This window comes from Marinoscillum sp. MHG1-6 (genome assembly GCF_024714475.1).
Taxonomy (GTDB): Bacteria; Bacteroidota; Bacteroidia; order Cytophagales; family Cyclobacteriaceae; genus JAMZMI01.
Genome location: NZ_JAMZMI010000003.1, coordinates 316,735 through 330,687, shown reverse-complemented (window position 1 = coordinate 330,687; position 13,953 = coordinate 316,735). Strand labels below are relative to the sequence as shown.

General features: G+C 41.7%; 6 protein-coding genes. 4 read left to right on the top strand and 2 right to left on the bottom strand.

Annotated elements, in window-relative coordinates; genetic code table 11:
• The first annotated feature begins 41 nt into the window (after positions 1-41).
• The 4 genes from NXR94_RS08670 (at position 42) to NXR94_RS08655 (ending at position 12,616) form a co-directional block, all read left to right on the top strand.
• Positions 42-2,780 (top strand): family 78 glycoside hydrolase catalytic domain, encoded by a 2,739-nt coding sequence (locus tag NXR94_RS08670; RefSeq protein WP_258104225.1) that lies wholly within the window; start codon positions 42-44, stop codon positions 2,778-2,780.
• A gap of 94 nt (positions 2,781-2,874) precedes the next feature.
• Complete coding sequence (locus NXR94_RS08665) at positions 2,875-4,260, top strand: glycoside hydrolase family 28 protein (RefSeq protein WP_258104224.1); 1,386 nt, start codon at positions 2,875-2,877, stop codon at positions 4,258-4,260.
• Positions 4,261-4,597: 337 nt separating this feature from the next.
• Positions 4,598-8,662: a two-component regulator propeller domain-containing protein gene (locus NXR94_RS08660; RefSeq protein WP_258104223.1), complete on the top strand. Its 4,065-nt coding sequence runs from the start codon at positions 4,598-4,600 to the stop codon at positions 8,660-8,662.
• 390 nt (positions 8,663-9,052) lie between these two features.
• Positions 9,053-12,616 carry a T9SS type A sorting domain-containing protein gene (locus NXR94_RS08655; protein ID WP_258104222.1) on the top strand — a complete coding sequence of 1,188 codons (3,564 nt, stop codon included), beginning with the start codon at positions 9,053-9,055 and terminating at the stop codon, positions 12,614-12,616.
• Between the two features lie 165 nt (positions 12,617-12,781).
• Here NXR94_RS08655 and NXR94_RS08650 read toward each other — a convergent pair whose 3' ends face one another.
• The gene (locus NXR94_RS08650; protein WP_258104221.1) at positions 12,782-13,282 is read right to left on the bottom strand and encodes a DUF6702 family protein; all 501 of its coding nucleotides are present in this window, start codon (positions 13,280-13,282) and stop codon (positions 12,782-12,784) included.
• On the bottom strand, positions 13,279-13,863 hold the full coding sequence (locus tag NXR94_RS08645) for a HupE/UreJ family protein (RefSeq protein ID WP_258104220.1): 585 nt from the start codon (positions 13,861-13,863) through the stop codon (positions 13,279-13,281). The genes NXR94_RS08650 and NXR94_RS08645 overlap by 4 nt, the downstream gene beginning before the upstream one ends.
• Positions 13,864-13,953: the final 90 nt, after the last annotated feature.

The following is a 13,953-nucleotide window of genomic DNA, read 5'->3' as shown; positions in this document are numbered from 1 at the left end:
CCTGCGGTATATATCGCAGCTAATAAGCAAGTGAAGTGAATATGAATCTACGCCCCTATATAGCATCTGTTGTCATTTCTGTGATTATCACGATGATTCCCGCTGTCTCCATTGCCCAGAAGTATTGTGGAGCGCTGAGGTGCTTTGATCAGACCAATCCTTCAGGGGTAACAGGTAATCCCTATTTTGGATGGAATTTCAATACCCCGGATGACAAAGAGTGGCAAACAGCTTATCGCATATTGGTGGCCTCGAGCCCGGACATACTCACCAGGGATAAAGCAGATATGTGGAACAGCGGGAAGGTGGTCTCCGATCAGCAGAACTATGTGTATTATAATGGAAGTGAACTAAGTTCCGGGACCCGCTACTATTGGAAGGTACAATCCTGGGACAAAGATGATAATGAGGGAGTGTATAGCGATATAGCTCATTTTGATGTGGGCTTACTTAAAAACGAAGATTGGGGAGGAGCGAAATGGATTAAAAGAGAGGGCAACGCAAATGAAGATTATACCTATTTCCGTAAGGGTTTTCAGGTTGAAGGGAAAACCATTGACCGGGCAATGGTCTATGTGTCAGCCGTTCATGATTTCGAATTATACCTTGATGGAGAACTGCTAGGAAAAGGACCGGGGTATCACTATCCACAATATCAATATTATAAAACGTTTGATATCACCGAAAATGTAAGGCAAGGGAAGGAGCATTTATTCGCGTGCCTGACACATTGGTATCAGGGAGGACAAGGTCGACCGGAAAGTAGTAAAGGGTTTATTTTAAAATCAATCGTTGAATATACTGATGGCACAACGACTGTCATTGTAACTAATAAAGACTGGAAGCAAGCCAAAGTAGTATCTTTCTTAGTGGGACAGAAACATAGAAATGAGGGAGAGGGAGTCGGCTTCATTGATAAAATTGATTCGAGACTGATTGCACATGACTGGAATCAAAGGGAGTTTAATGATTCGGATTGGAAAAGTTCCAGAGAGATTGGCGAACATCCGGTGGAACCATGGACAGGCATTATGAGGCCAAATATGGCCAGACCGATTGAAAGAAAAATTATACCAAAATCAGTTAAGGCGATTTCAGGCAACAGGTATGTGATTGATCTGGGAAAAGTGTACGCTGGGGTTCCAAAGATTGAATTTTCAGGTGGAAAAAGTGGTAACGAAGTAAAGATTATGGGAGGTTATACACTGAATGAAGATGGGAGTGTATGTGTCACAACTAATCAAATGACAGATCTTTCTTACGCTTTCATTTTAAATGGTGCCAAAGCTGTTTTCAAGCCTATGCTTTATATGGGAATGAGGTATCTGGAGGTATCGGGTTCCCCAAATAAGCTAACAAAAGATAATGTTTGCTTCATGTCTCGTCATTTTGAATTGGATGAAAACAGATCGGAATTTGAGTCTTCCAATGAAATGTTGAATCAGGTTTGGAGTTTGATGAAACACTCTTTGATTGTTGGTGCTCAGGAAAGTTTTGTTGATACACCTACACGCGAGAAGGGCGGCTTTCTGGGTGACTCATGGTCCGTTGGCATCGCTTCCATGCTCAATATGGGTGAACGCACTATGAATCTCAGAATTTTGCAGGAATTTCTCAATTCTCAGGATCAGTTTTGGAACGATGGCCGGATCAATGCGGTCTATCCCAATGGAGATGGGGCGAGAGACATACCCGATTATACACAGATGCTCCCCATTTGGGTCTGGGACTATTATATGATCACCGGCAACAAGCAGTTTCTGATTGATCATTTTGAGCGAATCAATAAGGTGGTACGTTATGTAACTGACCATATTGATCCGACCACCGGGCTTGTAAAAGAACTTAGCGGTGGCAATGGTGCATATTTACACGGAATTGTAGATTGGCCCGCCACTATGCGCTATGGGTATGACATGTCCACCTCCATTCGAACCGTGATCAATGCTTATGCTTATTCTGATTTCATGATAATGTCAAAAATCGCAGAGGAAATAGACAGTTTTGAGGTATGCGAAACCTATCGATCCAAAGCCAGAGATATTAGATTGGCGATGAATAATTATTTGGTCAGTGAAGATGGCCTTTACCTGGATGGGTTGACAGATAAAATGGAGAAAAGTTGTCATAGCTCGCAGCATGCCAATGCAATGCCTCTGGCCATGGGAATAGCCTCAGAAAGCAACATAGATATTTTGCTTGATGACATTAAATCTAAGAAAATGAGTATGGGGATGGTGACATTGCGATGGTTGCCTGAAGCTATTGGTGAGGCAGGGGATGGTTCTCATTTGTTGGATCTGTATACAAGAACCGACTGGGATGGTTGGGCCAATATCATATCCCAGGGAGCGACCATGACATGGGAGTCGTGGGATGCGTTGCAGGAGCGTCAAAGCCTTTCTCATCCATGGGGAGCGGTAGGGCTACTCGGAATCCAACAGTATATACTTGGTGTCAAAATTCTCGAACCGCAATACTCCAGAATACAGATCAAACCCCTGGACTTTAAGGATGGACTTAAATACGCCAGAGGGGTACTACCCTCTGATAGGGGTGATATCGAAGTTAACTGGTCACGAACGGAGGATTCATTTAGGATGCTGGTCACGATACCTGATAACGTAGAGGCAGATATTTATCTTCCGGATATAGGACTCAATCAGGATACTCCTTTGGTAAAAATTAATGGAGTTAGTGAAACGGGTGTCTTGAAAGGTGATTTTGTATTTGCCGGAGCGTTTAAATCCGGTAAATATGAATTGGTGATAAAAATATGACCTCTGATGAAGACCTTCTTGAGCCGAAGGGTTTGGAAGAATAAGATTAAGTGGAATAAATAATTTTAGAATAATGTTAACCCGTTTTGCACCCGTGTTCCGAGTTTTAATCATTGCCCTTTGCGTTTCAATGTTGGCTGGTTGCGATGAGCAGATGCCTTTGGTGAAGGTCATCAAAACAACGGTAAATGCGCCATTTGAAATGCCGCCAATAGAATCGCCCAACTTTGAAGAATGTCCCCGATTTTCGATCCTTGAATACGGAGCGGTAGCCGGAGATCAGAAGAAAACTACTCTGGCGATAGCAGCTGCAATATCAGCAGGCAACAAAGCCGGATGTGGAAGGGTCATTATACCTAAAGGTGAGTGGCTTACCGGGAAGATCCATTTTAAGAGCAACATTAATATTCATTTGGAGGAAGGTGCCGTATTGCTGTTTTCGGCCAAACCAGAGGACTATCTTCCGCCGGTAAATACCAGCTGGGAAGGCATGGAATGTTACAATTATTCACCATTGATCTATGCATTTAATTGCCAAAATGTAGCCATTACTGGAAATGGATTGCTAAAGGCGAAGATGGATACATGGGAGGTTTGGTTTGCTCGTCCAAAAGCTCATATGAATAGTTTGAAAAGACTTTATACGTTGGCTTCTGAGAATGTTCCTGTGGAGGACCGGCAGATGGTAAATGACTCTTCTAATCTGCGTCCGCATTTCATCCAGTTCAATAGATGTAGGAATGTATTGCTTCAGGATTTTTCTATTAAGGACAGCCCATTTTGGGTGATCCATCCTTACCTCTCTGAGCATGTAACAATTCGGGGAGTGAAGGTGGAAGCTCATGGCCATAACAACGATGGGGTCGACCCGGAAATGACGCGAAACATGCTGATAGAAGATTGTGTGTTTGATCAGGGTGACGACGCTATTGCTATCAAATCAGGCAGGAATCAGGATGCCTGGAGACTGAATGCCCCTTCGAAAAACATTGTGGTGAGAAATTGCCTGGTGAAAAACGGGCACCAGTTGTTGGCCGTGGGAAGTGAGCTGTCAGGTGGTGTAGAAAATGTGTTTATGGATCATTGCAAGGTTGAAAGTGGTTCGAAGCTTTTCAATTTGGTTTTTATCAAAACAAACGAAAGGCGAGGTGGGTATGTCAAAAACATTCATGTTACGAACATTGAAGCGGGCAATACAAAACATGGGGTGCTGGGTATTGAAACAGATGTTCTCTATCAATGGAGAAACCTGGTTCCCACCTATGAGCGGAGGTTGACCCCGATTTCGGATGTTTATTTGTCCAATATTACCGCCGGAGACGTGGAGTATATATCACGGGTACTGGCACAGGAGGAATTGCCAGTGAAGAAAGTGCAGCTTACCAATATCATAGTGGGAAGTGTGAGAGGTGTCTCTCATATACATGAGAATGTCATTGAATATGATGAGTTTGATGTATCTGAAAATAAAGGCAGTTAACTCTTGACACCCATTTTACTGGATTTTTTCTGTACAGGTGAGTTAATATGCCGGATTTTACCGATTTGATATTCCTGATTTTTATAAAGAAGTAAAAATTAGGATAGCTTAATAACGGCTAGCTAAAGTTGTAATTTCAATAGTAAAACCTTTGGTTTGGTATAAATATGCCAGCAAATGGCTACATAAAAATTTATTCTGTAAGGCTTGACTGCTAATCTGCCCTGTTTGATCAGCTTGAAATTGTTGATATTAGTAGTTGAATTAGTTTGGTCCCGACATAGACTAATGGCTAAACTAGTATCTTGAGCGGTAGGGCTTAATAAAACCAGATAGGATGAGGCAAATAGTATTATTGATTTTTTTTATTGCGTTAATAAGCAATCGATTGTATGGTCAATATGATATTCGAAATATTGGACGTATCAAAGGATTGTACTCCGGAACTGTAACCTGTGTATCACAGGATTTGGATGGCTTTATCTGGATTGCAACGAGCGATGGCCTTCTTAGGTATGACGGATTCGAATTAAAGGAGTACAAAAACAGCAACATACGAGGAAAGGATGTACTCGAAATCCTGATAGATTCTAAAGGCAGAATGTGGGTTGGAACCACAGATGGTGGATTGAGTATTTACAATAAAGAAACTGACTCATTTCGAAATTTCGGCTTTAATGAAAACGGGGAAGGTACCTTGCCTTCCAATGATGTTCGGGGGCTGCATGAGGATTCTGAAGGAAACGTATGGGTGGCCACAAAGCATTCCCTGAACCTATACGTGGAGCGCGAAGATCAATTCAAAGTTTACAATGAACCATTTATCAATACCCTGCTAAAGGATATTATTTCTGATGAAAAGGGGAATATATGGTGTGCAACCATGGATAGGGGATTGTTTAAGTTTATTCCTTCAAACGAATCCTTTGTAAGCTTTCTGAATGAAGAATCTATCGTCCCTCCCAAGGTTCAATGCATAGCCTACGATGGTAAAGATATCCTAATGGGGACCCGGGATCAGGGATTATTGAGTTTTAGTACAGTAACGAAGTCTCTCAGGCCTGTTTTTTCGGAATCGAGCTCAAATTATAGCGCCAATATTTGGGACCTTCTTTTTGATGAAAGTACCGGGCGGCTTTGGTTGGGAATGGATGGTCATGGTCTTGTAACCCTCCAAAAGAACAATGGTAACTGGGAAGAACAATCCCTCTTCCAGAATATGGCTACCTCCAAATTTTTAAGCAATTCTATTTATTCGGTGTTTATAGACCGTGATAAAAATTTGTGGTTGGGATCGGCGTGGCATGGGTTATTTGTGCTCGAACATCTTGATAATCCAATTGAGTTCATTGGTGACGTCGAAGGAGAGAAGTTGGTTTCAGTGTGGTCGTCATATTGTGAAGGCAATAAAATATGGTTGGGAACTGATGGGAATGGTCTTTTTATACATAACCTGGGATCAGGGTTAGAAAATGGTGAGTTAAAAACTCATCAGGTGAAAAACTTTTATAGCGGTTTAAAAATTACCCTAATCAAAAAACGGAAAGATGGCAATTATTGGTTGGGAACTTATTCCAATGGATTGATCCTCTTTAGTAAGGACTTCAGGGAGTTGAAGCGATACAGTTGGAATCCGGAAGACCCAACAAGCATTTCAGCTAATCAGGTCAGGGATATTCTCCCGGACTCGAAGGGTGGCTATTGGGTAGCAACATGGGGAGGTGGGTTAAATTACCTGGATGAAGAAACCGGGAAGTTTACGTCTTATCAATTTGACCCAAATAATGAGATAACAATAAGTAATAATAATGTTATTGATCTTCGTCAGGCACCGGAAGGAAAGATATGGGTGGCAACTTTTGGTGGTGGAGTCAATCTCCTGGATCCTGAAAAAAGAACATTTAAGCGGTATCAATACGATTTTACACGGGATTACGGGGTGGCCTTTTCATCCAAAAACATCACCGCGATACATGATGATAAAAAAGGTCATTTATGGTTGGGTACATGGAATACCGGTCTAAAGAGAATCGATCAGAAGGAAGGAAGGGTGACGGAATTTGATCAATACCCGGCTTTAACTGATCAAACGATTTGTGGAATACTTGAGGACAAGGCAGGAGGAATTTGGATAAATACCGTTGAAACGGTCTTTAAATATGAGGCTGAACTGGATACCATGTTGGAGTATGCGGATCTAAGTGGAGAATATCAATTTGGCTCAGTGAATCAGGATGAACAAGGTAGATTATACCTTGGGGGCCTCAATGGAGTAGTAAGTTTCGACCCACTTCTGATGAAGAACCATGTTCATACAACTGAAGTGGTATTCACTGATTTTAAACTATTTAATAAGCAGGTGGAGTTGGGAGATGACATGCCATTAGATGTACAAATAAATTATGCGAAGGAAGTCAACCTGAACTATGATCAGCGTGTAATAACCTTTGATTTCGCTGCTATGAAGTTTCCGTCTTCCGAGGATTGTAAGTATGCCATTAAGATGAAAAACTTTGATAGGGAATGGAGAGATAATGGTACTAACAGATCAGCTACTTATACCAACTTGTCACCGGGTAGGTATGAGTTTCAGGTGAGATCTTTTAATAGTGACGGATCAATTTCGAGTGAGGTGGCATCCATTCCTGTTTTCATAGCGAAACCCTACTGGGCGACGTGGTGGGCTTATACCATCTATCTATTACTATTTCTTTTGATGTTGTATCTATTTAGGAAGTACAATATTTACTGGGAGAAAATGAAAAGCCAATTGAAGCTAGAACAATTGGAAAGAGAAAAAACAACTGAATTGCATGAAATGAAACTTCGGTTTTTCACGAATATCTCTCATGAAATCAGGACTCCGGTAACCCTTATTCTGGGATCTATTAACAGATTGCTTGCCCTGGGCATCACGGAGAAAATCCAGGTAACAGCTTTGCAGAATATCAAGAAGAATAGCTCGCATCTTCTAAGCCTGGTTTCTGAGTTGCTGGATTTTAGAAAACTGGAATTGGGAGAAGCAAGATTAAAGGTGGCAGAAGGAAACATGGTGAAATTTGTTCAGGAAATATTCCTGTCTTTCAATGAAACCGCTCAAAGGAAAAACATTGATTATCATTTCAATGTGAAGAGGCCGGAAATACAGGCCTGGTATGATCGGGATGAGATGGAGAAAGTGTTATACAATATCATCTCTAATGCGTTTAAGTACACAGATGAAGGAGGAGGAATTGAGGTTGCAGTCGATGCTGACGATCAGCATTTGTACATGAGGGTAGAGGATACTGGCAGGGGTATTCCTTCGGACCAGCTTAAGGAGATATTTAAACGGTTTTATCAGAGCGATAACAACCCTACTTATAAAAACAACAATGGTTATGGGTTGGGTCTGGCCATCACCTATGATATTGTCAAGCTTCACGGAGGAGAGATTCTTGCAGAAAGTCAATTAAATGAAGGTTCAACATTTACCATAAAGCTGCCTTTAGGTAATGACCACATTAAGTCAGAATTTTTAATAGAGGAGTTTAGAGATAGCGAGCAATTGAGCCATTACACGTATGAGGATGATGAAAAAGTGGACAGCAATTTTTTCAACTTCCCAAATCAGGTGGAAATGACCGTACTCGTGGCGGAGGATAACGATGACATCCGTGGATACCTTCATGAGTTGCTTAGCCCACACTTTACGGTGCTGTTGGCAAAGAATGGATTAGAGGCGCTGGAACTAACATTAGAGCACCTACCTGACCTGATCCTGAGTGATGTCATGATGCCGGAAATGGACGGTATCACTTTTAGCAGCAAAGTGAAGCACGACCCAAGAACCAGTCATATTCCTGTGATCATACTTACGGCTCGTACCGCGTTGATCTATAAAAAGGAGGGACTGGATGTTGGAGTAGATGATTATATCACTAAGCCTTTCAGTGAGGTATTGCTTAAAACCAGGATAAGAAATCTGCTTAATAACAGAATGCTCATCCGCGAGAAGTATAAAACGGATTTACTTATTCAGCCTTCGGAACTAGCGATGAGGTCCCCGGATGAGGAATTTCTGAAAAATATTTCAGAGGTGATAGAAGAACACCTTAGTTCTGATGATATGTCCACAGAGTTCCTGTGTAAAGAATTAGGGATGAGCCAGTCCAACGTTTATAAGAAACTGAAGGCATTGACGGGAATGTCAATCATTGAATTTGTCAGAGATTTTAGGTTGAAGCGAGCTGTTCAATTGATTGTTAATCAGAAGCTATCTGTTTCAGAAGCATGTTATAAAGTTGGATTTAGTGATCGCCGCTACTTTAGTCAGGTTTTCAAATCCAAATATGGGATGACGCCCTCTCAATATGCTAAGGCTGAGAACTCTGAGGAATTACAATCGGATGATGCAAAATAAAAAGGTCACAAATCCTGTTTGTGACCCTTTGCCTTAGTTAATGAAGTTCCTCGAACTTCACTTTAACAAATCTATGGTCTCTGGCTGCTTAGATGGGGGAAATATTCGTATTAACCGGCCACCAGATTCGTAAATTCAAGATCAGGTTGAATAAAAAGGATGATAACCCAGACTAATTATCCATTAACTAGTTTCTTTTGGCTGATTGCGCAAAATCTCATCTGATCCTTATTCTACACTATTTATCCCTGCATAATTGAGTGAAACGAGAATGACACACCTTTCTTACGAATATTGTTGATCTGTGTATAGGGTCAATTAAATAGAATTGTTTTCAAAATAATTTCTACCAAATCCAGGCAGCTTAAATCTGCCTGAATGTGAATAATCATGAAGACCCTTTCTAACTATTATTATTCTCTCGTTTTGATCGCTTGTACATTGCTATCAATTTCTCTGTACGCTCAAACAGATGTTGACCATATTAAGCGCATGCCAGTAGCTGTTGAAACCAGCGAAGGTGTATATGTGGGTTGGCCGCTGCTGGGATCGGACCTGGAGAATATCTCATTCAATATTTACAGAATAACTAACGGTGGGAGCGAGGTAAAGCTTAATGACACTCCAATCATGAACAGTACAAACTACTTCGATTCGGCGGCAGATTTGAATGCGAGTAATTCGTATTTTATCCGACCTGTACTGGATAACATAGAACAGGTGGCGACAGATACGGTGGGTGCTTTGGATGATCAATTCATGTCTGTTCCCTTGATGGTTCCTGCTGGTGGTACTACTCCTACAGGGGAATCGTATATTTATACTCCCAATGACGTGAGTGTTTCAGATCTGGATGGTGATGGAGAGTACGAAATTGTGTTGAAATGGGATCCAACCAACGCTCATGATAACTCCCATGCAGGTTATACCGGCAATGTTTATTTGGATGGCTATGAACTCGATGGTACACGTTTGTGGAGAATTGATCTGGGGAAAAATATCAGGGCCGGAGCTCATTATACTCAATACATGGTCTATGATCTGGATGGTGATGGCAAAGCTGAGGTAGCCTGTAAGACTGCAGATGGAACTACCGACAATTCCGGGACAGTGATCGGTGATGGGTCTGCTGATTATCGCAATAGCAGCGGCTATGTGTTAAGTGGACCCGAATATCTCACCGTTTTCAGTGGTGAAACCGGAGACATCCTGCATACGACCAACTATAACCCTGCCAGAGGGAATGTCAATGACTGGGGAGATGGCTATGGCAATCGAGTGGATAGATTTAATGCTGCCATTGGCTATTTCGATGGAGTGAATCCACATTTATTAATGTGCAGGGGTTACTATACAAGAACTGTATTGGTAGCATATCGATTCATAGCCGGTCAATTGGAACAGCAATGGATATTCGATACCAAGGCTAATGGTCTTAGTAGCTATGAAGGGCAAGGGAATCATCAAATCAGCATCGGGGATGTGGATGCCGATGGGAAAGATGAGGTGATCTTTGGGGCAATGTGCGTAGATCATGACGGTACAGGGCTTTGGAATACCGGTTTAGGACATGGTGATGCTTTGCATGTCACTGATATGATTCTGGATAGAGAGGGATTGGAAGTATTCGGCCCTCATGAGGGTACGGGAAACCCTGGTGCGGCGTTGAAGGACGCCAAAACCGGAGAAGTATTATGGCAAACACCAAATCAGGATGTGGGAAGAGCTGTGGCAGGAGATTTGGTTCCGGAATTTCCCGGAGTTGAAGTTTGGGGAGGAACAGATGGCTTGAGAAATGCTATAGATACCCGAGTGGGCAACACTCCAAATTCTCACAATTTTGTTGTCTGGTGGGACGGAGATCTCTCCAGAGAACTATTAGATGGAATCAGTATAAGAAAATACAGTTATGCTGAAAGTCAGGAAAATGTAATATTCACAGCTACAGGTTGCCTTTCTAATAATGGAACAAAGGCTACTCCCAACCTACAGGCGGATATACTGGGAGATTGGCGTGAGGAAGTCATTTTGAGGACTGAAGATAACTCGACCCTTCGTATCTATACGACCGTGATCCCAACAGAATATCGAATTAAAACGTTGATGCACGACCGGCAGTACAGGCTGGCCATTGCATGGCAAAATGTTGGGTATAATCAACCCCCACATCCGGGTATTTATATAGGTAGCGATATGTTTACTGCTACCAATGAGATACCCCCCAATCCACCTACGGGTTTGAGTAACAAGGCATATTCGACATATGTGGATTTAAGCTGGGATCTTACGAATGAGACTGATATCGCGTCTTATTCGATATATAAATCAACCGGAGAGGGCGGTGTCTTTACGCTGCTAACAGATACGGTCACGCAAAATTCATTTAAGGATGAATCAGTCGTTGTGGATATGCTGCATTCATATTATTTGTTGGCAAAGGATATTAATGGTAATCTTTCATCAGCATCAGATACAACCAGTGGTATCCCAACCGACAGACCGGATGTACCGGAAGGGGCTCAGGGCAGAGCCGGTAATAATCAAAACCTGATTTACTGGTATGCTTCTGGTTCGGAAGGAGTTATAGGTTATAATCTGTATGTGAGTGAGACATCGGGGTCTAATTATTCAAAGGTTAATACTGAGTTGATCACCGATACTGCATACATCCATACCGGCTTAATTTCTACCACAACTTATTACTATGTTGTGAAAGCGATGGCTTCCAAGGAGTCTTTTGAGTCTCAGGAAATAGCCGTGATACCTGGTGAGTATTCTACCATTCAAGCCGAAAACGGAGTTAATAATGGTGGATTTGTAGAGAATAACCATGTCGGGTTCAATGGCGATGGATTCGTAAATTTTGATGGGGCATCAACCTTGTCATTTCCGTATGTTTATAACGAAACCGGAGGGTGGTACTTAATGGCAGTGCGTTATGCCAATGGTTCGGGAAATAGAACTGGTACGATCACCATTAATGACTCAACTTTTTCCTATACCATGGCTTTGACCGGGGACTGGACTAATTATGTTCGTGATACGATCATGGTGCGGTTGAATTCCAACTTTAGCAACACCATCACTTTTACCTCTACGGGCGGAGACTTTGGTAACCTGGATGAAATCTCTTTCGGAGGTGAAGAAATTGATATTACCAGATTTGATTGTTTAGGAAAGCTTGATGGGACGGCCTTTTTGGATGATTGTGGCGTTTGCGTGGGAAGTAGCACTGGATATGATGCGTGTTATGCGGGAATTCAGGATGGAGTCTCTTATAAATTGATTTTTGATCACTCTGATCTATGCATGGCAGGGCAAGATGGTGGAGATAAGGTTATGCAGGAAGATTGTTTGTCCGGGGATGTGCAATCCTGGATTTTTGAGAAAGGTGAAGCTGGCTACTTAATAAAGAATGAGGCCAATGGATTATATCTCAATTTGAGAGGAAACACAATTGTGACATTAGCTAGTGGGAGAGAATGGAGACTCGAAACCGTGGAGGAGGGTCTTTACAGGATAGTATGGGCAGATTATATGAATTTGGGCATAGCCATCCCTAACATGCAACTTGATCCTGGCGTTAGTCCAATTATTACCAATAGAACTAACTCGACCTCAGCTAATCTTTTTAGGGTGGTAGAAGCTAGCTTATTCTTAAGTAATGAGCCAGAGCCTAATTCTGCACTACTATACCCCAATCCGTTTAAGGATAACCTTAACGTCAAGTTTAACTACACCGGGAAAGATGTACCTGTGATTAGGATCAGTGATATTTCTGGGCGATTGCTGGTGCAGGGTAAAATGAGAAATGGCTCGGTGGTTTCGCAATATGAGTACTCATGGTTTGATACACCAGAAAAGCGATCAAAGGTTGATTCAGGTATCTATATTATTACTATCACAGCGGGGGGATCTATAGTTACTTCAGAGAAGGTCGTGCTAACGGATTGATTTTCAAAGGTTAGGAATCAATACTTCAATATGGAATCATAAGGATGGTAATGTTCTTATGATTCATTTTAATTGGACTCAGTTCCGGATAGGGTAACCTTGACGCTTGATTGATATGGGTGCATTTGGTTTTGAAAAATCCATCGATTTATGGGGTGGAGCCTATCACTTAAAATCAATACTTTGCATGCTCTCCTGGATAGAAAAATGTAGGATTTTGGTATGCTCGGAACCTTTGAGTTTAATATGAACAATGTTTTCCTGTTCTTGTGGAAACGCATCAAGAAGTAGTGTGTTGGTCAGGTCTATCTTTTCTAATTGTCTGGTTGAAATTATCTGGCCCTTCATATGGACCTGCAGAACGTTTTTTTCAATGAATTTAGCTGAGGATAGATTCAAGTTGATAATCCCATCCGTATTAAATGAGATGATAAAATTGTTTTGGATATAATCCTGAATAACCTCTTTCTCATCCTTTTTCAAAGGGCTAATGTCCGTTTGGTAAAGGTTCATAAGGTGCATTTGAAAATCGTCAAAAAAGAAATTGGTCACTACTTCCACCTCCTTACTGGATTGATCAATGACGATTTTCGAAGTCGTCATTTTTAAAGGATGAATGATGCTCGTGAAGCTCATTAGCGACACAGCGAAGAGTAAGCGAATCATAGCCATATACTATCAATAATCATGGTTAATGCTACACCGCCGCCTGCACCGCTGATGTATAGGTTCCATTCACGATGCGCAACAGTAATGAGCTTTGTTGCGACAAATAATATAAGCATGAAGCATGCAACAATAATGCCTTGTCCAAATTCAACTCCTAAATTGAATGCCAGTAAGGGTTGTATGATCCCACTATCAGATATACCCATCATCATGGCACGTAGGTAGTTAGAAAACCCCAGGCCATGTATTAATCCGAAAGCTAGGGCCAGAACATAATTCCAGGATATCCTGCTCCTAAGAGCTCGCTTTTGATAAACGTTATGGATACTGGTTAGCAGTATTGTAATGGGAATCAAGGTTTCAACCAAATCCTGATTGATACTCACAATGTCAAGAACAGCAAGTGCCAGAGTTAAGGAGTGCCCAATGGTAAAAGCCGTAACCAGAATGAGCGTTTGTTTCCATTCTTTTAACTCGTAGACCGCGCAAAGGGTAATTACGAAAAGCATATGATCAATGCCTGCAGGGTCAGTAATGTGCTGGATTCCCTGGATAATGTAAAAGTTAAACTCATTCATTGGCTATAATCGACTATCTCAAAATTTCCCAAAGCCAGTTCAGCTAGCTACTTTAAAATGCTGACCTGAGCGTTAATATCCAGCAAGCTT